This window comes from Streptococcus sp. NCTC 11567, assembly GCF_902141215.1.
In the GTDB taxonomy this organism is placed as follows: domain Bacteria; phylum Bacillota; class Bacilli; order Lactobacillales; family Streptococcaceae; genus Streptococcus; species Streptococcus dysgalactiae.
The window spans coordinates 729,086-753,064 of sequence record NZ_LR595857.1; the positions used below are offsets into that span (position 1 = coordinate 729,086).

The window sequence follows — 23,979 nt, forward strand, 5'->3', positions numbered from 1 at the left end:
TACCACAAGTCATCTTGAAAAACTAGAGATTATAAAGTCGAATAAGCACTGAAAAAAATACTTGAAACGACCTAGGTGTGTTATAATATTTAGTATGAATAAGAGCAAAAAAATTGAACAATACCAACTATTATTAGCACAGGCACAGGGGCTGTTTGCTAATGAGACTAATGCCCTGGCGAACTTGTCAAATGCGAGTGCCCTTTTGAAAATGGCCCTTCCCAACTCTGTTTTTGCGGGCTTTTATCTTTTTGATGGGCAGGAGTTAATTTTGGGGCCTTTTCAGGGCGGTGTTTCATGTGTCCACATTAATCTCGGTAAAGGGGTTTGTGGTGAATCGGCTCAGTCTCGTCGTACCATTATTGTAGATGATGTGAAGCAGCATGCCAACTATATTTCCTGTGATGCAGCAGCTATGAGTGAGATTGTTGTCCCAATGGTAAAAGATGACTGTCTGGTGGGAGTCTTGGATTTGGATTCTAGCCTAGTGGCGGACTATGATGCTATTGATCAAAAATACCTGGAAGCCTTTGTGGCAATACTTCTCGAGAAAACCACCTTTGCTTTTGACATGTTTGGAGTTGAAAACTAATGTATCAAGCCCTTTACCGGAAATACCGGAGTCAAACGTTTGACGAAATGGTAGGACAATCTGTTATTTCCACCACCTTAAAGCAGGCTGTTGAATCGGGGAAGATCAGCCATGCTTATCTCTTTTCAGGCCCTCGAGGGACTGGTAAAACGAGTGCTGCAAAGATTTTTGCTAAAGCTATGAATTGCCCTAATCAAGTCAATGGGGAGCCATGTAATCAGTGTGACATTTGCCGAGATATCACGAATGGTAGCTTGGAAGATGTGATTGAAATTGATGCAGCTTCTAACAATGGTGTTGATGAAATTCGCGATATTCGAGATAAATCAACCTACGCACCAAGTCGTGCGACGTACAAGGTTTATATTATTGATGAGGTTCACATGCTATCAACAGGGGCCTTTAATGCCCTGTTAAAAACCTTGGAAGAGCCAACGGAAAATGTCGTTTTTATCCTAGCAACAACGGAATTGCATAAAATTCCGGCTACTATTTTATCGCGTGTGCAACGTTTTGAATTTAAAGCGATTAAGCAAAGGGCAATTCGTGAGCATCTGGCAAGTATTCTAGATAAAGAAGGTCTAACTTATGAAGTGGACGCCTTGAATCTCATTGCTAGGCGGGCAGAAGGGGGAATGCGAGATGCCTTATCTATTCTAGATCAGGCTTTGAGCTTGTCACCAGATGACCAGGTAACTATGGCGATTGCAGAAGAAATTACAGGTTCTATTTCTATGGTGGCATTAGATGACTACGTTCAGCATCTGATGGAAAATCAAGCAACTCAAGCACTCCAAGCTTTAGAGACTATTTATGATAGTGGCAAAAGCATGAGCCGTTTTGCAACGGACTTGTTAACTTATCTGCGGGATTTACTGGTAGTGAAGGCTGGTGGTGACAATCAGCGACAATCAGCTCTTTTTGATACCAATTTGTCGTTGCCAATGGAGCGTATCTTTCAAATGATAGCGGTAGTGACCAACCATTTGCCAGAAATCAAAAAAGGAACTCACCCACGTATTTATGTTGAAATGATGACTATTCAGCTAGCTAAAGAAGAAGGAGTAGCGTTACCATCAGGTTTGTCATCAGATGTGACGACTGAAATTGAGGGACTTAAACGTGAACTTGATCAGCTTAAGCAAGCCTTGGCACAATTGCAAGCCAGTCCCTCACATGCTCCTGCAAAACCAGCACAGGCTAAACCGAAACTAACCACTTACAAGATTGATCGGGTGAAAATACTGAAAATCATGGAAGAAACGGTTCAAGATAGTCAGCAATCACGCCAATACTTGGATGCCCTAAAAACAGCTTGGAATGAAATTTTAGACAGTATCTCAGCTCAAGATAGAGCCTTACTAATGGGATCAGAGCCTGTTCTGGCCAATAGTGAGAATGCTATTTTAGCTTTTGAAGCTGCTTTTAATGCTGAGCAAGCAATGAAGCGTACTGATTTGAATGCGATGTTCGGCAACATTATGAGCAAGGCAGCAGGTTTCTCACCTAATATTTTGGCAGTCCCTAAAGCTGACTTTCATCACATTCGTTCTGAGTTTGCCTTACAATTGAAAACTCAAAAGGATTCTGACCCTACAGAAGAGACGATAGAAGAAACCCTTGAGATTCCAGAAGGCTTTGATTTTCTAGTTGATAAAATTAATGCCGTTGAGGATTAAACATTATTAGCTGTTAATGAATCAGTAACGCTAAAGGTAAGCCTATTGGGCTTATCTTTAGCGTTTTTTTTATCTAATATACCAAGATCGTTTTTCTAGCCAATCCTCTAATAGTAGAAGTGAAACCAAAAAAGATTGATGCTTTCTTGGGTATCCAAGTCAGCATCAATCTGTGTGGATTCTTCATAGAATCATTTTTTTCTGTTATAATAGGGTTATGAGTATTCGACAATTTCTTTTTATGGCCTTTGTATGTGCCTTTGAAACCTATTTTTTTAATGACCTGTTGCTCTCTGGAAATTATCTCTTCGCTTTATTTTGGGGCTTGTTGCTCTTTAGGGATTTAAGACGAGTGCATGCCATTAACCAATTGACTAAAACCATTTTAAAAGCGGCTAATTCTCCCAAGAAGAAAGACTGATTTCACCGCTTCGAAGGGTTTGGAGGTCACCATTTTCAAACTGTACAATGAGGTGTCCTTGATCTGTCAGATCAATAGCAGTCGCACGTTTTTCCTGATTATTTTCCACAAAGGTCACTTGTTTATTGAGAACAAGTGATTTTTCTTTGTAGACTTTAACATGGTCTTTGACAGGGATGGATAAGAAAAGTTTCCAAATGTCGATGATTAGGTCGTTGCGTGTGATGCTTGGTTTTTGGGTAAAGAGGGAACCTGCCTTTTGAGCAATGGCTTCTGGGAAGTTGGTGACAAAAAAGTTGAGGCCAACACCAATAATCACATCAGTGATCAACCCGGTTTCAACAGATGTGATGGCTTCTGTTAAAATACCTGCGATTTTATGTTTACCCAGATAAATATCATTGACCCATTTGATTTCGGTATCGATACCCGTTAATCTCGAGATGGCCTTGACGATGCTAGAAGCGACCATCATCGTATAAGGCGGCATATCGGCATAGGGAATATTTGGTCTCAAGTGTAGCGACATGTAGATACCGCCATTTTTAGCAGCAAAGAACTGACGTTCCAAGCGTCCCTTGGCTGATTGTTGGCTAGGAGCTAAATAAAGTCTGGGAGCGCTGTTATGAGCTTCGATTCCTTGTTTGGCATCTAATTGGGTAGATTGGCTGTGAGGGGTATAGGTGACTGGCATCCCAAGTCCTTGGCTAATGGTTTTGGGTAATAAAATATCACCTTGCACCATGCGGTAGCCCTTGTGTTTTAAAGAATCAATTTGAATCCCCTGGTTTTCGAGACTTTTAATAGACTTCCAGACAGATGTGCGAGAAAGGTTGAGTTGCTCAGCTAGGTATTCGCCACTGATAAAGTCATCAGTTTGAGACAGTAGTTGGTAAATTTTTTCAGATGTTTTCATATTTCTAGTATAGTATAAAGGCGTTAGATTTCAAGTGAAAAAGAGAGAAAGCTGACTTTTTAGTTAATTTTAATAAAGTCACTTAAATCTAAAAAAAAGATTGCAAAACTATTTTTTTCTGTTATAATTAACTAGTTAACCTTATGATTAACTGGTTAACTTATGGAGGAATAACGTGAAATCTAAAAAAATAATGGCCATAGCAGGCTTATTCTTAACATGTCAATTATGCTTAGCGGCTTGTCAATCTCAGTCGAGTCATCAGTCTGATCAACCTAAAACCAAACAAACTAGCAAAAAAGTGATGTCAAAGAAGGCAAAATCAGTTAAAAAGGCTAGAGAAGGTAAAAAAGAACGTAAAGGGGTTGCCGGCGTTGATTTCCCAACAGATGATGGGTTTCTCTTAACAAAAGATTCTAAAATCTTATCAAAAACGGATCAGGGAATCATTGTGGACCATGATGGCCATTCGCATTTTGTTTTCTATGCTGATTTAAAAGGTAGTCCATTTGAATACCTCATTCCTAAAGGGGCAAACGTGACTAAACCAGCCGGTGCTCAGCAATCACATGCGCAAGTAAATGGGAAAGCCTCAGGTGCTCATCATCATTATGAATTTAACCCGGCTGATATTGTTGCTGAAGATGCCCTGGGTTACACGGTTCGTCACGGGGATCATTTTCATTATATTTTGAAGTCAAGTTTGCCAGGCCATGTGCAAACACAAGCAAAAGAGGTTGCCAATCGTTTGCCACAGACCACAGGACCTGTTTCTACCACTACCGCCAAGGGGATTCCAGGATTACATTTCCCGACATCGGATGGCTTTAAGTTTAATGGTCAAGGTATTGTTGGGGTTACTAAAGACAGTATCCTTGTTGATCATGATGGCCACTTGCACCCTATTTCTTTTGCTGACCTTCGTCAAGGTGGTTGGGCACATGTTGCAGATCAATACGATCCTGCTAAAAAAGCAGATAAACTAACAGAACCTAATCAGACACAAGAACAAGCAAATCGTGAAAAAGAATATCAAGAAAAATTAGCTTATCTGGCAGAAAAATTGGGCATTGATCCATCAACTATTAAACGTGTGGAAACACAAGACGGTAAACTTGGTTTGGAATACCCTCACCATGACCACGCACACGTATTGATGTTATCTGATATTGAAATCGGAAAAGACATTCCAGATCCACATGCTATTGAGCATGCCCGTGAATTGGAAAAACATAAGGTTGGAATGAATACCTTGCGTGCCTTAGGGTTTGATGAAGAAGTGATTTTGGATATCGTTCGCACTCACGATGCTCCAACCCCATTCCCATCAAATGAAAAAGATCCGAATAAGATGAAAGAATGGTTAGCAACGGTTATCAAACTTGACTTGGGCAGCCGTAAAGATCCTTTGCAACGTAAAGGACTTTCACTGTTACCCAACTTAGAAACTTTAGGAATTGGCTTTACACCAATCAAAGATATCTCACCTGTTTTGCAATTTAAAAAATTGAAACAGTTGTTAATGACAAAAACAGGGGTGACTGATTATAGATTTTTGGATAATATGCCACAGTTAGAAGGCATTGATATTTCACAAAACAATCTCAAAGATATTAGTTTCTTGAGCAAATATAAAAACTTAACTCTAGTAGCGGCTGCTGATAATGGTATTGAAGATATTAGGCCGCTTGGTCAATTACCAAATCTCAAATTCCTCGTATTGAGTAATAATAAGATTTCTGATTTAAGCCCACTGGCATCGTTACATCAATTGCAAGAATTGCACATTGATAATAATCAGATTACAGATTTAAGCCCTGTTTCTCATAAAGAATCATTGACGGTTGTTGATTTATCAAGAAATGCTGATGTTGACTTAGCAACACTTCAAGCACCCAAATTAGAAACGTTAATGGTCAATGATACCAAGGTTTCTCATTTGGATTTCTTGAAAAATAATCCTAATCTATCTAGCTTATCTATTAACCGTGCGCAATTGCAATCTCTTGAAGGTATTGAAGCAAGTAGCGTCATTGTGAGAGTAGAAGCAGAAGGAAATCAAATCAAGTCGCTTGTGCTCAAAGATAAACAAGGCTCATTAACTTTCTTGGATGTGACAGGAAACCAATTGACTTCACTAGAAGGTGTTAATGACTTTACAGCACTTGATATTTTAAGCGTGTCTAAAAACCAATTAACAAATGTCAACTTGTCTGAACCAAATAAAACGATTACCAATATTGACATTAGTCATAATCAGATTCCTTTGTCAGATCTTAAATTGAATGAGCAGCATATTCCAGAAGCGATTGCTAAAAATTTCCCTGCGGTTCAAGAAGGGTCTATGGTAGGTAACGGTACGGCTGACGAAAAAGCAGCTATGCCTGCTCCAGCAGAAGAAAGTGCTCAAGATTCGCATGATCATCATCACGGTCATGATCACGACGAAGATCACGCAAACGAGCATGAAGACCATCATGACCAGGAGCATGCGCATGAAGGTGAGGAAAAAACTGAGGAAGCGCACCATCACGCTCATTAAGCTTCCTTAAAATATAGTCATTATAAGGCAATGATGAAGTACTTCGTTTACTTATTTAAGAACCCCTCAAGCTATTCTTGAGGGGTTTTACAAATAAATAGAAGAATATGTGAAATGAATAGCACGTAAAATACTAAAACATGTTATAATAGATTGTTATTGAGTCCCGATAAGACAACCTATCTGGCTATTGTATTAGTGTTAGTCATTCCGAAACAACTGATATTATCGGTGTAGGAGCGTTGATCACTAGTTTGATTGCAAGAGGCATGGGAAACCATGCTGGTTGGATTCTTTGTAACTCGCTACACCTATTGATGACCAAGGTCAGGTAATAGGCATGGTAGACGCGTCAATTGGTCTACCTAAAATGACTTGTTGGTTTGATGGATGACTTCTATACTATGTCATAATATCGGTGTCATCTAAACCTTTATGGAACGAACAGTCATCATCTCTTTTTGAGACAATACATTTATAGGGGGGACATTTTTATGTCAGAACGTAAACTTTTCACGTCTGAATCCGTATCTGAGGGGCATCCAGATAAGATTGCAGACCAAATTTCAGATGCTATTTTAGATGCCATTTTAGCAGAAGATCCAGAAGCCCATGTAGCAGCAGAAACCTGTGTTTATACTGGTTCTGTTCATGTTTTTGGAGAAATCTCAACAACTGCTTATGTTGATATTAACCGTGTGGTTCGTGACACCATTGCAGAAATTGGTTACACCGAAGCAGAATACGGCTTTTCAGCAGAATCAGTTGGAGTTCATCCATCTCTTGTGGAACAATCAGGAGATATTGCTCAAGGGGTTAACGAAGCTCTTGAAAGCAGAGAAGGTGATACTGATGACCTTAGCCATATTGGTGCAGGTGACCAAGGGCTCATGTTTGGTTTTGCCATCAATGAAACACCAGAATTGATGCCGTTACCAATTTCCTTATCCCACCAATTGGTGCGTCGCTTGGCGGAGTTACGCAAGTCAGGTGAGATTAGTTATCTACGTCCAGATGCTAAATCTCAAGTGACAGTTGAGTACGATGAACACGATAAACCTGTCCGTGTAGATACTGTGGTCATCTCAACACAACACAATCCAGAGGCAACCAATGACCAGATTCGTCAGGATGTGATTGAAAAAGTAATCAAGGCTGTTATCCCAGCCAACTATTTAGATGACGACACAAAACTCTTCATTAACCCAACAGGTCGTTTTGTTATTGGAGGTCCGCAAGGAGACTCTGGGTTGACCGGTCGTAAGATTATTGTGGATACTTATGGTGGTTACTCTCGTCACGGTGGTGGAGCTTTTTCAGGTAAGGATGCGACAAAAGTAGACCGTTCGGCTTCTTACGCAGCACGCTATATTGCTAAGAACCTTGTTGCAGCAGGTCTTGCGACGAAAGCTGAAGTCCAACTAGCTTATGCGATTGGAGTTGCTCAGCCTGTTTCTGTCCGTGTGGATACGTTTGGAACATCTACAGTTTCAGAAGGAATTTTAGAAGCTGCTGTTCGTCAGATCTTTGATTTGCGCCCAGCGGGTATTATTCAGATGCTAGATTTAAAACGTCCGATTTACAAACAAACGGCTGCCTATGGTCATATGGGAAGAACTGATATTGATTTGCCATGGGAACGTTTAGATAAAGTTGAAGCGTTAACAGAGGTTGTTAAAACCTTATCTTAATTGTTGATAGAAGTTGAAAAGCAGGGGTAGCTATCATTAGTTATTCCTGTTTTTTTGTGGTTCAAAAGGGGGATTTTAAGGACTCTTTCTAAGAAAAGATTAAAAATTTAGACGTCGATATTTGTCAGGTGACATGATTTGTGATAAAATAAAAAGGTTGAATTCTAGTATAAGAAAGTTTTGGATGTATGCGTAAAATTGTTATTAATGGCGGAAAAGCCTTGTCCGGGGAAGTGGCTGTCTCAGGAGCAAAAAATAGTGTTGTTGCCCTTATCCCTGCCATTATCTTGGCAGATGATATTGTAACCTTGGACGGTGTTCCTGCTATTAGTGATGTTGATAGTTTGATTGAAATCATGGAACTAATGGGTGCTAAGGTTAACTACCATGGTGACACCTTAGAAATCGATCCTAGAGGGGTACAAGATATTCCAATGCCTTATGGCAAAATCAATAGCCTTCGAGCATCGTATTATTTTTATGGTAGTCTGTTGGGACGTTTTGGACAAGCTGTTGTTGGCTTGCCAGGTGGCTGTGATTTGGGTCCAAGACCGATTGATCTTCATTTAAAGGCTTTTGAAGCAATGGGAGCTACGGTTTCTTATGAAGGTCAAAACATGAATTTGTCTACAAATGGTCATAAGATTCATGGGGCTCATATTTATATGGATACGGTTAGTGTTGGTGCAACCATTAACACAATGATTGCAGCTGCAAAAGCGGATGGTAAAACAGTCATCGAAAATGCTGCGCGTGAACCTGAGATCATTGATGTGGCAACTCTTTTGAATAATATGGGGGCTCATATTCGTGGTGCAGGGACAGATATCATTACTATTGAAGGGGTAGACAAACTTCACGGAACGAGACATCAAGTCATTCCAGATCGTATTGAAGCAGGAACTTATATTGCCTTAGCAGCAGCTATTGGAGAAGGTGTCAAGGTAACGAATGTTCTCTATGAGCACTTGGAAAGTTTTATTGCCAAGTTAGAAGAGATGGGTGTTAGAATGACTGTGGAAGAAGATGCTATCTTTGTTGAAAAACAAGATTATCTTAAAGCGGTTACCCTTAAAACATCCCCTTATCCAGGTTTTGCTACAGATTTGCAACAACCTTTGACTCCGCTATTGTTAAAAACCCAAGGGCGCGGCAGTATTATTGATACCATTTACGAAAAACGAATCAATCATGTCCCAGAATTAGCGCGTATGGGAGCTGATATTTCTGTTCTTGGTGGCAAAATTGTCTATCAAGGGCCAGCTCAATTGACAGGAACTCAAGTCAAGGCAACTGATTTACGAGCAGGAGCTGCTCTTGTAACAGCTGGTTTGATGGCTGAAGGCAAGACAGAGATCACAAATATTGAGTTTATCTTGAGAGGTTACGCTAATATTATTGCGAAATTGACAGCATTAGGAGCGGACATCCAATTAATCGAAGACTAAGAGAAGCTAGTGGCTTCTCTTTTTTTGATGAAACAACTTATATTGAGAGGTCTGAAAGTTAAGGAATAGTCCCTTATTGAGGGTTAAATTGCCACTTATTAGTCTTTTTCACATCAGGAATCATTTTCTTGAAGGCTGCTCAATTGTCTGATGACTCTATTTGATTAGTGATTAATTATCAGATGAATTTTACTTTAAATCTTGAAATATAGCTTATTTTCAAAAAAAGGACGAAAAATAACTAAAATTGTGTTGACAAATCATCAGATGAATAGTAAGATAAACATGTAGAAAAATAAAAACGCTTTCAGTGAAGTGTTAGGATATAAGGGGGATTTCTCTGATGGAGAAAACGATTGATCAAAGGGTTGAGGAAGTTACCTATAACCGAGCTAAAGTTTGGCAACTGGTATTATTTGCCTTGAATAATACATCTACCAACATTTACCTATTTGCTTTCATGTTTATCACCTATTTTTCAACAGGTGTTCTTGGGCTAGCAGCTATCTTTGTTAGCCAAATCATGGGTTATATTCGTATCTTTGATGGTTTTATTGACCCAGCTATCGGTATCATGATTGATAAAACAGATACTAAGTTTGGGAAATACCGCCCAATTTTAATTGCTGGTAATATTATTACGGCTCTATCGCTTATTCTATTACTTGCTTTAAATAATGTTAGCGAAGGGATGCGCTTCCCACTCTTTATTTTGGTATTGATTGTTCACAAAATTGGTTATTCCATGCAACAAACCATCACAAAAGCAGGTCAAACTGCCTTGACGAATGATCCAAAACAACGTCCCATTTTCAACATTGTGGATGCTGTCATGTTAACAACCTTGATGACTGGTGGACAGTTTGTGGTTTCAGGATTTTTGGTTCCTAAATTTGGTAACTTCACGTTGGAATTCTTCAATGTGCTTATCTATGGAACAATCGTTATTTCAGCTATTTTAGGATTATTGGCTGTTATCGGTATCTGGTCTAAAGACAACAAAGAATACTTCGGTCTTGGTGAAAATACTCAAAAAACAGAATTAAAAGACTACATGAAAGTCATTAAAGGCAATAAACCTCTTCAAGTCTTGTCAATTGCAGCAGCACTCGTTAAGTTTAGCGTGCAATTCTTTGGAGACTCAGTTGTCATGGTTATGCTTTACGGTATCGTGTTTGGTAACTATGCCTTGTCAGGTCAATTCTCACTACTTTTTGTGATTCCAGGTGTTTTGATTAACATTTTGATTTCAAATATTGCTCGTAAAAAAGGTCTTCGTTTCTCATATGTGGCGTCACTTCAATTTGGTTTGATCGCCTTAGCTGCCTTTGGGGTTGTCCTTTACTTTGGTAAAGTTGGTGATTTGAGTTTAAGTAACATTAACCTTTACACTATCTGCTTTATCATTACTTACATGTTGGCTCGTTACATTACTCAAGCGCCGGCTGGTTTGGTGTTAACAATGGGGGCAGATATTTCAGACTATGAAACATCTGAATCAGGTCGTTATGTGTCAGGGATGATTGGAACAATCTTCTCATTGACAGACTCTATCGCCTCTTCATTTGCACCGATGGTTGTTGGAGCTGTTCTTGCAACAATTGGTTTTGCCAAAGCTTTCCCAACAATGGAAACACCTTTAACACCAGAACTTAAAATGGCAACCATTATTCTTTTAGTTGGTATTCCGTTTGTCGCCTTGTCAGTCGCCTTGTTCTTGATGAGATTCTACAAACTGGATAAAGAAGAAATGGTTCGTATCCAAGAGAAAATTCAAGTCATGAAAGCTGCAAGTTCAAAAGAACGCGTGAAGGATATCGCTCGCAATGTGCCATTGTCAGATATGGACTACGTTGATGTAACGAAATATCCAGTTGATAAAGATTAGTCGTTTGGAAGGAGTTGAGCAAGATGTGCTCAACTCTTTTTATTTCTTGAGGCGAGAGGTTTCTAATGACGATGAAATGACCTCTTCTAAGTTTTTAAAAAAAGACTCATATCATGTATAATGTTACTATCACGACCAGTAGAGGAGGTTTTGAGTGAAAACAGTTGTTTCTTTAGGCGAAATTTTGTTACGATTATCACCGTCGCAGTACCAGACCCTAACTCAGGCAACCAGTCTGGAATGTCGATTTGGTGGGTCAGAATTAAATGTTTTGTCAACGTTGGTGCAGTTAGGGCATAAGGTCTCTCTTATCTCAGCAATACTAGCCAATGATTTGGGACGAATGACAAAGACCTTTCTTTTTTCTCGTCAAATCAGTCAAGATTATATTATTGAAAAAGGTCAACGTTTGGGATTTATTACTATCAAAAAGGGTTTTCCTTACGGGCTAGTCGCGTGACCTATGACAGAAAATATTCTGCTTTTTGGGAATCGCAGTTAGCTGATTATGAGTTAGAAGATGTTTTTGCGGGGGCTGATTGGTTTCATGTGTCTGGTATTACCCCGGCTTTGACCGATAAGCTTTATCACTTGACCCATTATCTGATGACAAAGGCTAAAACAGAAGGATTAAAGGTTTCCTTTGATTTAAACTTTAGGGCCAGCCTTTGGGACTCTTTCCAAGAGGCTAGAGAATTATTGTCCCCTTTAGTTACTTTGGCAGATGTTTGTATTGGAATTGAACCCTTGGTTTTAGCAGGCGATGGGGAAAAAGATTTGAAAGACCAATTGGGATTGAGTCGACCGTATGAAGATCAAGCATTATTGGAAAACGTTCTTTCTAAGTTGGCAAAAACTTACGGTGTGACTAGCTTTGCTTTTACCCAAAGGGAAATGGGGCATACCAATGAATACCTCTTGAAGGGTTATTTATATCAAGATGGTAATCTTTACCAGACAGACAAGTCTGGCATTCAGGTGTTGGACCGTGTTGGTACTGGAGATGCTTTCACTGCTGGCTTGATTCATGGCATGCTACAAAATGAAGCGCCTGACAAGGCCTTAGCTATTGCAATGGCGAGTTTTAAATTCAAGCATACGATTGAGGGCGACAGCAATATTATTACCCCAGCAGATATTGATTATTTAATAACTGATGCATCGTATGAGATTAAACGTTAACAATGAGAAAAAGGAGAAAAAGATGCTATACCCAACTTTAACCAAAATAAGAAGTTTATATGACCTTAGTGGTTTGTGGCAATTCAAATTAGGAGACCATAACCCAGAAGACTGTTTGTCAACAGAAGACGTTATGGTTGTGCCGACTTCTTTTAATGATGTGGTGGTCGATAAGGATAAACGCAATTATATCGGTGATTTTTGGTATGAGCGTTTGGTTGATCTTCCAAAGTTAGCTAAAGATGATGAATTGGTCTTACGTTTTGGCTCAGTGACTCACAATGCTACCGTGTATGTTAATGGGCGTGAGCTGGCTTCTCATAAGGGAGGATTTACTCCTTTTGAAGTCGTGGTGCCAGAGGAACTTTACCAGGACCATCAGATTAGAATTGCTGTCCGTGCCAATAATATTTTAGATTACAGTACACTTCCTGTGGGTAATTATAGCGAAGAACGTCAAGAAGATGGCAGCATGAAAAAAGTGGTCAAAGAAAACTTCGATTTCTTTAACTATGCGGGCATTCATCGTCCAGTCAAATTAGTGGTGCGTCCTAAAACCCACATTTCAGATATCACCATTACCAGTGATTTATCAGATGATTTGAAAACAGCAGACCTTTCCATTGCTGTTGAAACGTCAGCGGCTGTTGATGCGATTCAGGTGACTATCCTTGATGAAGAAGGTCAAGTCGTTGGTCAAACGAACGACGGCCATGTCAAACTTGATTGCGTGCATCTCTGGGAAGTCCTGGATGCTTACCTTTACACAGCTCGTATTGAAATTAGTGTAGATGGTAAAATTGTTGATACTTATGACGAACCTTTCGGAGTGCGTAGTGTACATGTAGCGGATGGTCAGTTCTTTGTCAATCATAAACCTGTTTACTTTAAAGGTTTTGGCAAACACGAAGATACCTTTATCAATGGTCGTGGCCTCAATGAGGCGGCTAACTTGATGGATATGAACTTGTTGAAAGAGATTGGCGCTAATTCGTTCCGTACCTCACATTACCCTTACTCTGAAGAAATGATGCGCCTTGCAGACCGTATGGGGATTTTGGTGATTGACGAAATTCCAGCGGTTGGTTTATTCCAAAATTTCACGGCTTCCCTTGATTTAACACCTAAAGATATGGGAACTTGGACTGTGATGGAAACAAAAAAAGCACACGAACAGGCTATCCAAGAATTGATGAAACGCGATAAAAATCACCCATCTGTTGTCATGTGGGTCGTGGCCAATGAACCTGCAAGCCATGAAGCGGGAGCGCATGGCTATTTTGAACCTCTGGTGGCTCTCTACAAAGAATTGGACCCACAAAAACGTCCAGTGACATTGGTCAACATTTTAATGGCAACACCAGACCGAGATGAAGTTATGGATTTGGTGGATGTGATTTGTTTGAACCGTTATTACGCTTGGTATGTGGATCACGGTGATCTGGCTAAGGGAGAAGCTGGCCTACGCAAGGAATTGTTAGAATGGCAGAGCAAGTTCCCAGACAAACCCATTTTGATGACTGAGTATGGGGCAGATACCTTGCCTGGCTTGCATTCGATGTGGGATATTCCATATACGGAAGAATTCCAATGTGATTTTTATGCGATGACGCATGGAGTTTTTGATGAGATTCCTAACCTTGTTGGTGAACAAGTTTGGAATTTTGCAGACTTTGAGACCAATTTAATGATTTTCCGTGTGCAAGGTAACCATAAAGGACTCTTCTCGCGGAACCGTCAGCCTAAACAAGTGGTCAGAGAATTTAAAAAACGTTGGACAGCTATTCCTAACTATAATTACAAGAAAAAATAGTGTAAAATAGGAGACAGTAGAAACAGGAAGAGGACGATATGATGGCTAGACCATTAGTTGAAAAAACAGCAGAACGTTTATTACAGCTTATTTTAGAACGTGGATATGACGTAGGGGCTAAGCTCCCTAATGAATACGAATTAGCTCAAGACTTGGATGTAGGACGTAGCACTATCCGAGAGGCTGTCAGAAGTTTAGCAACCCGCAATGTCTTAGAAGTGAGACAGGGTTCTGGAACCTATGTGAGCTCTAAAAAAGGGGTATCAGAAGACCCGCTTGGTTTTTCATTGGTGAAAGACACAGTAAAATTAACAGCAGATTTGTTTGAATTACGGTTGTTACTAGAACCCCGGATTGCTGCCTTAGCTGCTCAGCATGCGACACCGAAAGAGATTAAAGAGCTTGAAAAGATTGTCGTAGAGATTGAAGAAGCTGTAACAGTGGGTGATCCTAAGCATTTACAGTTAGATGTGACCTTCCATTCGATGATGGCCAAATTTAGTGGTAATATTGCGATGGACAGTTTATTGCCTGTCATTAACAAGTCAATTCATCTGATAAATGCTAACTACACAAATCGTCAGATGAAAGAAGATTCCCTACAAGCCCATCGCGACATTTTGACAGCTATTAAGGAGAGAAACCCTATCGCAGCGCATGATGCTATGTTTTTACATATTATGACCGTAAAACGAACGGCTTTCTTGCCTTAATGAAATATCGGCGAAGAACAAACAGCAATTGTGAGAATTGCTGTTTTTTAGACTTTTTTCTTGACAAGTCATCAGATGATTTGTATAATAATAACAAGATAACGGTTTCATAGAGGAGGAAAAACGGATGTTAACCCAATTAAAAGAGAATTACTTTTTCGCTGTTGTGCGTGGAAAAACCGCAGAAGATGCGATTGAAATCGCTAAACATGCGGTTTTAGGTGGAATTCGTAATATTGAAATTACTTACTCCACTCCAAATGCTTCTGAGGTCATTACCAAATTATCAGATGACTTTAAAGATGACACAAGTGTTGTCATTGGAGCTGGTACGGTAATGACTACTGAACTCGCAAAAGAAGCGATTGCAGCAGGTGCCAAATTCTTAGTAAGTCCGCATTTTTCCAAAGAAATTGCTGACATTGCTAACCAAAAAGGCAATCTTTACTTCCCAGGTTGCGCTACAGCAACTGAAATTGTGTCTGCCATGAATGCTTCTTGTCCTATTATTAAGGTTTTCCCAGGAGGGGTTGTTGGCCCAGGTTTTATTAAAGATATTCACGGTCCAATCCCTGAGGTTGATTTGATGCCTTCTGGAGGGGTTTCAGTTGATAACGTGAAAGAGTGGAAAAATGCTGGAGCAGTCGCTGTAGGTGTTGGTTCCGCCCTTGCTAGCAAGGTGGCGACAGAGGGTTATGACAGTGTCACTCGGATTGCGCAATCATTTGTATCAGCCCTTGACTAAGTGTGGAAGTTATCACAGAGGAGACGAACATGACATTTAACGATGCGAACTTTATGTTAAAAAATGAAGCTGCTAAAAAACTGTATCAACAGATTCAAGATCAACCGATTTTTGACTATCACTGTCATCTAGACCCAAAAGAAATTTTTGAAGATAAGGTCTATGACAATATTGTTGACTTATGGTTAGGCGGGGATCACTACAAGTGGCGATTGATGCGTGCTAATGGCATCTCAGAAGAAGAAATCACTGGTTCAGCGTCTAAACTTGATAAATTTAAAGCTTTTGCAAGAACCTTAGAACGTTCCTACGGCAACCCTGTTTATCATTGGTCAGCTATGGAGTTGAAAAATGTTTTTGGTGTGGAAGAGCTGTTGACACAGGACAATGCGGAAGAGATTTACCATCGCTTGAATGCTTATCTGGTTGACCATAAGATTAGCCCGCGCAAATTAATTGCAGACAGCAAGGTGACTTTTATTGGAACTACTGATCACCCTCTTGATGACCTCGAATGGCATCAACAACTTGCGGACGATAGCACTTTCGAGACAGTTGTAGCACCAACCTTTAGACCAGATGAGGCTTTTGTAGAGCACCGCAATTTTGCACAGTTTGTGGAGCGTTTAGGAACTTCAACTGGCAGCCGCATTACAGACTTTACGACGTTTATGGCAGCCATGGAGAAACGCATTGCTTACTTTGCTGAAAAAGGCTGCAAGGCAAGTGATATCAGCTTTACAGAAATTGTTTTTGAAAAGGCTACACCAGAAGCTTTAAATCAGATTATGGCCAAGGTGCTAGCGGGTGATACACCAAGCCAGCTTGACATCAACCAATGGCAGACTGCTGTTTTTGCAGACCTTTGTCGATTGTACAAGCAATATGGTTTTGTAACCCAAGTTCATTTTGGTGCTCTGCGCAACAACCATTCTGGTATTTTCAAACGTTTAGGAGCAGATGTAGGGGTGGATTCTCTAGGAGACCAAACAGCTTTAACGATTAATATGAACCGCTTGTTGGATAACTTGGTGCAGTTGGATAGTCTACCAAAAATGATTTGGTATAACTTAAACCCAAGTTACAATATTGCAGTAGCTAACACTTTGGCTAATTTCCAAGCCAATGAAGCCGGTGTCGCAAGTTACCTTCAATTTGGAGCAGGCTGGTGGTTTGCAGATACCAAACTTGGAATGATTAGCCAGATGAATGCTCTTGCTGAACAAGGAATGCTTGCTAATTTTGTAGGCATGTTAACGGATTCTCGTTCCTTCTTGTCTTATCAACGTCACGATTATTTCAGACGTATTCTGTCAACTTATCTTGGAGAATGGATTGAAGAAGGGGAAGTCCCAGAAGATTATCAAGCCATTGGTCAGATGGCTAAAGACATCGCTTACGACAACGCTGTTCGCTATTTTAATTAAAACTGTATCAATATAGAAGTGAAGTCTTCTCAATAAATGAAAATCGTGTGGAAATGAAAGGAAAAAGGAGCCTATCAGCTCTAGGTAATTGTATATGAAAATGTCATTTCGCTGGTATGGTAAACAGGACCCAGTCAGCTTAGAAGAAATCAAAGCCATCCCAGGCATGCAGGGAATTGTTACGGCGATTTACGATGTGCCGGTTGGTCAAGCTTGGCCACTTGAGAATATTCTCGCCTTGAAGAAAATGGTCGAAGATGCTGGCTTAGAGATTTCAGTTATTGAATCTATCCCAGTTCATGAAGACATCAAACAAGGCAAGCCAACGCGTGATGCATTGATTGAAAACTATAAAACCTCTATTATCAACGTTGGTAAAGCAGGTATTCCGGTGGTTTGTTACAACTTTATGCCAGTTTTTGACTGGACACGTTCAGACCTTAACCATCCACTACCGGACGGATCCACATCGCTTGCTTTCTTAAAAGCTGATTTAGAGGGTGTTGATCCAGTAGCTGACGATTTGAATCTACCAGGTTGGGATTCTTCTTATTCTAAGGAAGAAATGAAAGCCATCATCGAGAATTACCGCAACAATATCTCTGAAGAAGATTTATGGGCAAACTTAGACTACTTCATCAAAGCTATTATGCCAACCGCAGAAGCAGCTGGTGTGAAAATGGCGATCCACCCTGATGACCCACCATATGGTATCTTTGGTTTGCCACGTATTATAACAGGTCAAGATGCAGTTGAGCGCTTCTTGAATCTCTATGATTCTCCAAACAATGGGATTACCATGTGTGTAGGGTCGTATGCTTCTGATCCTAAAAATGATGTGATTGCCATGACTGAGTACGCTCTTAAACGTAACCGTATCAATTTTATGCACACGCGTAACGTGACAGCCGGCGCTTGGGGCTTCCAAGAAACAGCACACCTGTCACAAGCTGGTGATATTGATATGAATGCTGTTGTCAAATTATTGGTTGACTATGATTGGAAAGGGGCTCTTCGTCCAGACCATGGTCGTCGTATCTGGGGAGATCAAACCAAAACACCTGGTTATGGCCTATATGATCGTGCTTTGGGAGCTACTTACTTTAATGGTCTTTATGAGGCCAATATGTGTGCTGCTGGTAAGACACCAGACTTTGGCATTACTGTCAAAACAGTTGGCGACAAATAAGAAAGAGGAATAACATGACTAGAGTAATTGATTTTAAAGATAAGGTTGTGATTGTAACAGGTGCTGGTGGCGTGCTTTGTGGCTACATGGCCAAAGAGTTTGCTAAAGCAGGTGCCAAGGTAGCTCTTTTAGATTTGAACCAAGAAGCAGCACAAGCTTTTGTCACTGAGATTGAAGCAGAAGGTGGTGTGGCTAAAGCTTACAAAGCAAATGTCCTCTCAAAAGAGAATTTAGAAGAGGTACGTCAGGCTGTTTTAGCTGATTTTGGTCCAGCAGACATTTTGGTCAATGGAGCTGGTGGAAACAGTCCAAAAGCGACTACTGATAATGAATTTCATGAGGTTGGTTTGCCTGAAGAGACCAAAACTTTCTTTGATTTAGATAAAGCGGGAATTAGTTTTGTCTTTAACTTGAACTACCTAGGAACATTGCTTCCTACGCAAGTTTTCGCTCAAGACATGGTTGGGCGAAAAGGGGCTAACATCATTAACATTTCATCAATGAATGCTTTCACACCATTGACAAAAATCCCAGCTTATTCAGGAGCTAAGGCAGCTATTTCCAACTTTACGCAATGGTTAGCTGTTCACTTCTCAAAAGTGGGAATCCGTTGTAATGCTATCGCCCCAGGCTTCTTGGTGACTAACCAAAATCGAGGTCTTTTGTTCACTGAAGAGGGGCAACCAACAGCACGTGCTGAAAAAATCCTTAACAATACGCCAATGGGACGTTTCGGAGAAGCAGAAGAACTGATTGGTGGTCTCTTCTTCCTAGCTGATGAACAATCAGCAAGCTTCGTTAACGGCGTTGTTCTCCCGATTGATGGAGGCTTTGCAGCTTACTCTGGCGTTTAATCCTTAGTAACTAACTCACTCAAGAAAATGTGATGCCTTGGGTGAGTTTTTGTTTAGAGGCTAGTTGCTATCATCATAAGTGATATGATGACTTGGTGAACGTTAGAATGATCGTTAAGAGAGAATAATTTGGCAACAACTTGGATATTCATCTTAAAATAAAGGATAACAAGAAAATGAACCTAATGTTAGTTTTCTAATTGACAGCGTTTTCTGGCTATGTTACAATAAAGTCATCAGATGAATTATAATTAATTGGAGGAAAACATGACGACTAAAAAGGAAGCCTTTGTCTTCTGCGTAGACTCAGATGGCTGTGCGATGGATACGATGACCTATAAGCATCAGCTATTCTTTGGTCCGATTGCTGCAGAGGTCTTTGGGGTGACAAATACAGAAGTATTTTTAAAAGAATGGGACCGTGTTAACCTGTACTCACGCACGCGTGGGGTTAATCGTTTTGTTGGGCTTGTCATGGGACTTGACTATGCAGGATTGAAAGGCATTGACCGTTTGAAAGATTGGGTTGCCAACACCAAATCTCTCTCCAATGCTTCACTGGAAGCAGAGCTTGCTAAAGAAGCTAGTGATGACCTTCAAAAAGCTTTGGAATGGTCTAATGAAGTGAACCGTCAAATCAAAGCTTATGAAGGTGAGGCGTTGGCTTTTCCAGGAGCTATATCAGGTCTTGAGAAATTGCATCAGCTAGGGAAAGTATTCGTTGTGAGTTCAGCCAATAAAGAAGCTGTCGAAGAAGAGTGGCACGATCAAGGACTAATGGCACATGTTGATGACTTGTATTGCCAAGACCGTGGTAAAAAAGAGGATGTTATCGCAGAGCTTCTTCAAAAAGGGTATCAAAAAGAACGCCTCATGATGGTTGGCGATTCTCCAGGAGATTTGGCCGCAGCAGAGCAAAATCAAGTGGCTTTCTTCCCTATATTAGTCGGCAAAGAGGCGCAATCTTGGGCTGACTTAAAAGAAGCTGTGGCAGATGCCTTTGTCGCAGGAGAACTGTCTGACCTAGATTTTAATAGCTTGAAAGAAACCTTCTGGCATAACTTAGATTAGATCAATAGCAGAGCTACTAATTAGATTGACTAGTCCAACTTGACTAGTCCAAAAGGATGAGAAAAGAAGTAAGTAGAGGGATTTGGTAAGAAGGTATTAAAAAACCGAGACCCTCTTGAAAGGAAAAGAAATGACACATTTAGTAGATTTACGCAAAAAACCTTATCATCTTGATGACCAAGCCATCGCTTGGGTAGAAGAAACCATTGCCTCCATGTCCTTGGAGGAGAAAATTGGGCAGTTATTTGTTAACATGGGAGCTAGTCGTACCGAAGAGTATTTGACCCAAGTGCTTAATGATTATAAAATTGCGGCGGTTCGCTACAATAAAGGCATGGCCGACGAAGTTTGGGAACAAAACTACATCTTACAAACCAAATCAAAAATTCCACTCTTAATTGCTGCTAACACCGAAGCAGGTGGCGATGGCGCAGTTAATGATGGCACAAAGGTTGGGGACGAGATTAAGGTTGCCGCAACAAATGATCCAAAGTACGCTTACGAAATGGGGCGCATTGCAGGGATTGAAGCAGCAGCGGTTGGCTGTAACGCTTCCTTTGCTCCTATTGTTGACCTGACACGCAACTGGCGCAACCCAATTATCGCTAGCCGTAACTGGGGTTCAAATGTGGACCAAATCATTACCTTGTCTAAAGAGTACATGAGAGGGATTATGGAGCATGGCATTATGCCATTTGCCAAACATTTCCCAGGGGACGGGATTGATGAACGTGACCATCACCTCTCTTTTGCATCAAACCCGATGACAAAAGACGAGTGGATGTCTACCTTCGGTCGTATTTATGGTGAACTAGCTGAAGCTGGTCTTCCTGGTATTATGGCAGGTCATATCCATTTGCCAAATGTTGAGAAAGAGTTGCATCCTGAACGTGAGTTGGATGACATGCTACCAGCTTCACTCAACAAAACGTTGTTGGATGAATTGCTGCGCGGGGAGCTTGGTTACAATGGGGCTATTGTGACAGATGCTTCTCACATGGTTGCCATGACAGCTTCTATGCCACGTCGTTTGATGCTGCCAACGGCTGTGGAAGCGGGATGTGACCTCTTCTTATTCTTTAATGATCCAGATGAAGACTTGCAATGGATGAAAGAAGGCTATGAGGCTGGTATTTTGACAGAAGAACGACTCCATGATGCCCTTCGCCGTACGCTTGGCTTGAAAGCACGTCTAGGACTTCATTTATATGAAGGTCGTCGTGAAGAGATTATGCTACCAAAAGAAGAAGCGATGACACTGATTAATACCAAAGAAGCGCAAGCCATTGCTGACGAGGTAGCTGACAAAGCCATTACTCTTGTTAAAGATAAGCAAAAGGATATTTTCCCAGTCACGCCTGAACGCTACAAACGCATTTTGATTGTCAATGTAGAAGGTCTCAAAGGTGGTTTTGGTGCGATGATTGCAGGGCAGAAAAAACGAGCATCCGATGTGGTCAAAGAATTGCTAGAAGCGCGTGGTCATGACGTCACGGTGTGGGAGTCAACGGAAGAACGTATCATGCAATTGCCGGAAAGCGAACGTGCAGCAGCCATTGCTAATGTTTATGCCCAAAAACAACCCATTTCCAATTTGACAGACCATTACGATTTAATCCTTAACCTTGTTGATGTCAACTCTGGTGGAACAGTTCAGCGTATTGTCTGGCCAGCAGCCAAGGGGACACCGGATCAGCCATTTTATGTGCATGAAATCCCAACAATTGTGGTATCAGTTCAACATGCCTTTGCCCTAGCAGACATGCCACAAGTAGGGACTTATATCAATGCTTACGACGGTAAGGACAATACCATGAAAGCTTTGGTGGAGAAATTGGCTGGCGAATCCAACTTCACCGGTGTTTCACCAGTAGATGCTTTCTGTGGCCTTATTGACACGCATTTGTGGCGAGAGTACTAACAGTCACAGCGACGTTAACCTTATTTTCCTTATGAGAGGTTAAGAAAAACCGTTATTAAATAGCAGAAAAGAATATTATGACTGACGTTAGGAGTTTTCTCCTAACGTTTTTTTTTAGTACAAAAAGAGAATTCTCTATTATAAATAAAATAAATAGTACTATAGATAGAAAATCTCATTTTTAAAAAGTCTTGTTTTCTTAAAGAAGAAAATAATTGTTGAAAAATTATAGAAAATCATTTTTATACTAATGAGATAGACATAAGGCTAAATTGGTGAGGTTATGATAGGAGATTTATTTGTAAGGATTCCTTAATTTTATTAATTCAACAAAAATTGATAGAAAAATTAAATGAAATCCTTGATTTAATTTTATTAAGTTGTATAATAAAAAGTGAAATTATTAAATCGTAGTTTCAAATTTGTCGGCTTTTTAATATGTGCTGGCATATTAAAATTAAAAAAGGAGAAAAAATGGAAAAAGAAAAAAAGGTAAAATACTTTTTACGTAAATCAGCTTTTGGGTTAGCATCCGTATCAGCTGCATTTTTAGTGGGATCAACGGTATTCGCTGTTGACTCACCAATCGAAGATACCCCAATTATTCGTAATGGTGGTGAATTAACTAATCTTCTGGGGAATTCAGAGACAACACTGGCTTTGCGTAATGAAGAGAGTGCTACAGCTGATTTGACAGCAGCAGCGGTAGCCGATACTGTGGCAGCAGCGGCAGCTGAAAATGCTGGGGCAGCAGCTTGGGAAGCAGCGGCAGCAGCAGATGCCCTAGCAAAAGCCAAAGCAGATGCCCTTAAAGAATTCAACAAATATGGAGTAAGTGACTATTACAAGAATCTAATCAACAATGCCAAAACTGTTGAAGGTGTAAAAGACCTTCAAGCACAAGTTGTTGAATCAGCGAAGAAAGCGCGTATTTCAGAAGCAACAGATGGCTTATCTGATTTCTTGAAATCACAAACACCTGCTGAAGATACTGTTAAATCAATTGAATTAGCTGAAGCCAAAGTCTTAGCTAACAGAGAACTTGACAAATATGGAGTAAGTGACTATTACAAGAACCTAATCAACAATGCCAAAACTGTTGAAGGTGTAAAAGCACTGATAGATGAAATTTTAGCTGCATTACCTAAGACTGACACTTACAAATTAATCCTTAATGGTAAAACATTGAAAGGCCAAACAACTACTGAAGCTGTTGATGCTGCTACTGCAGAAAAAGTCTTCAAACAATACGCTAACGACAACGGTGTTGACGGTGAATGGACTTACGACGATGCGACTAAGACCTTTACAGTTACTGAAAAACCAGAAGTGATCGATGCGCCTGAATTAACACCAGCCGTGACAACTTACAAACTTGTTATTAATGGTAAAACATTGAAAGGCGAAACAACTACTAAAGCAGTAGACGCAGAAACTGCAGAAAAAGCCTTCAAACAATACGCTAACGACAACGGTGTTGATGGTGTTTGGACTTATGATGATGCGACTAAGACCTTTACGGTAACTGAAATGGTTACAGAGGTTCCTGGTGATGCACCAACTGAACCAGAAAAACCAGAAGCAAGTATCCCTCTTGTTCCGTTAACTCCTGCAACTCCAATTGCTAAAGATGACGCTAAGAAAGACGATACTAAGAAAGAAGATGCTAAAAAACCAGAAGCTAAGAAAGAAGACGCTAAGAAAGCTGAAACTCTTCCTACAACTGGTGAAGGAAGCAACCCATTCTTCACAGCAGCTGCGCTTGCAGTAATGGCTGGTGCGGGTGCTTTGGCGGTCGCTTCAAAACGTAAAGAAGACTAATTGTCATTATTTTTGACAAAAAGCTTTTTAAGAGGAACACTAGGGTTCCTCTTTTTTTGTATTTTT

General features: G+C 40.4%; 17 protein-coding genes and 1 pseudogene. 17 read left to right on the plus strand and 1 reads right to left on the minus strand.

Annotation, left to right across the window (positions count from 1 at the left end; genetic code table 11):
- Window positions 1-94: 94 nt before the first annotated feature.
- The 3 genes from FQT67_RS03830 to FQT67_RS03840 all read left to right on the plus strand — a co-directional run bounded on the left by FQT67_RS03830 (window position 95) and on the right by FQT67_RS03840 (window position 2,692).
- Entirely contained in the window at window positions 95-592 is a 498-nt protein-coding gene (locus FQT67_RS03830; RefSeq protein WP_046176915.1) for a GAF domain-containing protein, read from the plus strand.
- Window positions 592-2,271: a DNA polymerase III subunit gamma/tau gene (gene dnaX, locus FQT67_RS03835; RefSeq protein ID WP_046176914.1), complete on the plus strand. Its 1,680-nt coding sequence runs from the start codon at window positions 592-594 to the stop codon at window positions 2,269-2,271. Before FQT67_RS03830 ends, dnaX begins: the two co-directional genes overlap by 1 nt.
- A 217-nt stretch (window positions 2,272-2,488) precedes the next feature.
- Window positions 2,489-2,692: a DUF3272 family protein gene (locus FQT67_RS03840; protein ID WP_080937719.1), complete on the plus strand. Its 204-nt coding sequence runs from the start codon at window positions 2,489-2,491 to the stop codon at window positions 2,690-2,692.
- Here the strand turns inward: FQT67_RS03840 and birA are convergent.
- Window positions 2,667-3,608, minus strand: a complete 942-nt coding sequence (gene birA, locus FQT67_RS03845; RefSeq protein ID WP_046176913.1) for a bifunctional biotin--[acetyl-CoA-carboxylase] ligase/biotin operon repressor BirA — start codon at window positions 3,606-3,608, stop codon at window positions 2,667-2,669. The genes FQT67_RS03840 and birA overlap by 26 nt on opposite strands.
- Before the next feature lie 175 nt (window positions 3,609-3,783).
- Between birA and FQT67_RS03850 the strand changes: the two genes are divergently transcribed.
- The 14 genes and pseudogenes from FQT67_RS03850 to FQT67_RS03915 all read left to right on the plus strand — a co-directional run bounded on the left by FQT67_RS03850 (window position 3,784) and on the right by FQT67_RS03915 (window position 23,913).
- Complete coding sequence (locus FQT67_RS03850) at window positions 3,784-6,150, plus strand: leucine-rich repeat domain-containing protein (RefSeq protein ID WP_046176912.1); 2,367 nt, start codon at window positions 3,784-3,786, stop codon at window positions 6,148-6,150.
- A 494-nt stretch (window positions 6,151-6,644) separates the two neighbouring features.
- Window positions 6,645-7,841 carry a methionine adenosyltransferase gene (metK, locus tag FQT67_RS03855; protein ID WP_046176911.1) on the plus strand — a complete coding sequence of 399 codons (1,197 nt, stop codon included), beginning with the start codon at window positions 6,645-6,647 and terminating at the stop codon, window positions 7,839-7,841.
- A 188-nt stretch (window positions 7,842-8,029) separates the two neighbouring features.
- Window positions 8,030-9,289 (plus strand): UDP-N-acetylglucosamine 1-carboxyvinyltransferase, encoded by a 1,260-nt coding sequence (locus FQT67_RS03860; protein WP_015057793.1) that lies wholly within the window; start codon window positions 8,030-8,032, stop codon window positions 9,287-9,289.
- 343 nt (window positions 9,290-9,632) lie between these two features.
- Window positions 9,633-11,177 carry an MFS transporter gene (locus FQT67_RS03865; protein ID WP_023079392.1) on the plus strand — a complete coding sequence of 515 codons (1,545 nt, stop codon included), beginning with the start codon at window positions 9,633-9,635 and terminating at the stop codon, window positions 11,175-11,177.
- Between the two features lie 154 nt (window positions 11,178-11,331).
- Window positions 11,332-12,359: pseudogene (locus FQT67_RS03870) on the plus strand (sugar kinase).
- Window positions 12,360-12,381: 22 nt separating this feature from the next.
- Window positions 12,382-14,172 carry a beta-glucuronidase gene (uidA, locus tag FQT67_RS03875; protein ID WP_143936369.1) on the plus strand — a complete coding sequence of 597 codons (1,791 nt, stop codon included), beginning with the start codon at window positions 12,382-12,384 and terminating at the stop codon, window positions 14,170-14,172.
- A gap of 41 nt (window positions 14,173-14,213) precedes the next feature.
- The gene (locus FQT67_RS03880; protein ID WP_046176959.1) at window positions 14,214-14,885 is read left to right on the plus strand and encodes a FadR/GntR family transcriptional regulator; all 672 of its coding nucleotides are present in this window, start codon (window positions 14,214-14,216) and stop codon (window positions 14,883-14,885) included.
- 127 nt (window positions 14,886-15,012) lie between these two features.
- Entirely contained in the window at window positions 15,013-15,630 is a 618-nt protein-coding gene (locus tag FQT67_RS03885) for a bifunctional 2-keto-4-hydroxyglutarate aldolase/2-keto-3-deoxy-6-phosphogluconate aldolase (protein WP_012767198.1), read from the plus strand.
- Between the two features lie 29 nt (window positions 15,631-15,659).
- Window positions 15,660-17,057: a glucuronate isomerase gene (gene uxaC, locus FQT67_RS03890; protein ID WP_042357950.1), complete on the plus strand. Its 1,398-nt coding sequence runs from the start codon at window positions 15,660-15,662 to the stop codon at window positions 17,055-17,057.
- Between the two features lie 94 nt (window positions 17,058-17,151).
- Window positions 17,152-18,246 carry a mannonate dehydratase gene (locus tag FQT67_RS03895; protein WP_041789044.1) on the plus strand — a complete coding sequence of 365 codons (1,095 nt, stop codon included), beginning with the start codon at window positions 17,152-17,154 and terminating at the stop codon, window positions 18,244-18,246.
- 14 nt (window positions 18,247-18,260) lie between these two features.
- Window positions 18,261-19,100 (plus strand): SDR family oxidoreductase, encoded by an 840-nt coding sequence (locus FQT67_RS03900; protein ID WP_012767194.1) that lies wholly within the window; start codon window positions 18,261-18,263, stop codon window positions 19,098-19,100.
- A gap of 267 nt (window positions 19,101-19,367) precedes the next feature.
- Complete coding sequence (locus tag FQT67_RS03905) at window positions 19,368-20,171, plus strand: HAD hydrolase-like protein (protein WP_042357949.1); 804 nt, start codon at window positions 19,368-19,370, stop codon at window positions 20,169-20,171.
- A 130-nt stretch (window positions 20,172-20,301) separates the two neighbouring features.
- The gene (locus tag FQT67_RS03910; RefSeq protein ID WP_042357948.1) at window positions 20,302-22,092 is read left to right on the plus strand and encodes a glycoside hydrolase family 3 N-terminal domain-containing protein; all 1,791 of its coding nucleotides are present in this window, start codon (window positions 20,302-20,304) and stop codon (window positions 22,090-22,092) included.
- A 474-nt stretch (window positions 22,093-22,566) separates the two neighbouring features.
- Window positions 22,567-23,913, plus strand: a complete 1,347-nt coding sequence (locus FQT67_RS03915) for an albumin-binding GA domain-containing protein (RefSeq protein WP_046176909.1) — start codon at window positions 22,567-22,569, stop codon at window positions 23,911-23,913.
- Window positions 23,914-23,979: the final 66 nt, after the last annotated feature.

What these genes read in the sequence shown, in the direction of transcription:
- FQT67_RS03830 (WP_046176915.1), top strand. Translation starts at nt 95, where the DNA reads ATGAATAAGAGCAAAAAAATTGAACAATACCAACTATTATTAGCACAG.
- dnaX (WP_046176914.1), top strand. Translation starts at nt 592, where the DNA reads ATGTATCAAGCCCTTTACCGGAAATACCGGAGTCAAACGTTTGACGAA.
- FQT67_RS03840 (WP_080937719.1), top strand. Translation starts at nt 2,489, where the DNA reads ATGAGTATTCGACAATTTCTTTTTATGGCCTTTGTATGTGCCTTTGAA.
- birA (WP_046176913.1), bottom strand. Translation starts at nt 3,608, where the DNA reads ATGAAAACATCTGAAAAAATTTACCAACTACTGTCTCAAACTGATGAC.
- metK (WP_046176911.1), top strand. Translation starts at nt 6,645, where the DNA reads ATGTCAGAACGTAAACTTTTCACGTCTGAATCCGTATCTGAGGGGCAT.
- FQT67_RS03860 (WP_015057793.1), top strand. Translation starts at nt 8,030, where the DNA reads ATGCGTAAAATTGTTATTAATGGCGGAAAAGCCTTGTCCGGGGAAGTG.
- FQT67_RS03865 (WP_023079392.1), top strand. Translation starts at nt 9,633, where the DNA reads ATGGAGAAAACGATTGATCAAAGGGTTGAGGAAGTTACCTATAACCGA.
- uidA (WP_143936369.1), top strand. Translation starts at nt 12,382, where the DNA reads ATGCTATACCCAACTTTAACCAAAATAAGAAGTTTATATGACCTTAGT.
- FQT67_RS03880 (WP_046176959.1), top strand. Translation starts at nt 14,214, where the DNA reads ATGGCTAGACCATTAGTTGAAAAAACAGCAGAACGTTTATTACAGCTT.
- FQT67_RS03885 (WP_012767198.1), top strand. Translation starts at nt 15,013, where the DNA reads ATGTTAACCCAATTAAAAGAGAATTACTTTTTCGCTGTTGTGCGTGGA.
- uxaC (WP_042357950.1), top strand. Translation starts at nt 15,660, where the DNA reads ATGACATTTAACGATGCGAACTTTATGTTAAAAAATGAAGCTGCTAAA.
- FQT67_RS03895 (WP_041789044.1), top strand. Translation starts at nt 17,152, where the DNA reads ATGAAAATGTCATTTCGCTGGTATGGTAAACAGGACCCAGTCAGCTTA.
- FQT67_RS03900 (WP_012767194.1), top strand. Translation starts at nt 18,261, where the DNA reads ATGACTAGAGTAATTGATTTTAAAGATAAGGTTGTGATTGTAACAGGT.
- FQT67_RS03905 (WP_042357949.1), top strand. Translation starts at nt 19,368, where the DNA reads ATGACGACTAAAAAGGAAGCCTTTGTCTTCTGCGTAGACTCAGATGGC.
- FQT67_RS03910 (WP_042357948.1), top strand. Translation starts at nt 20,302, where the DNA reads ATGACACATTTAGTAGATTTACGCAAAAAACCTTATCATCTTGATGAC.
- FQT67_RS03915 (WP_046176909.1), top strand. Translation starts at nt 22,567, where the DNA reads ATGGAAAAAGAAAAAAAGGTAAAATACTTTTTACGTAAATCAGCTTTT.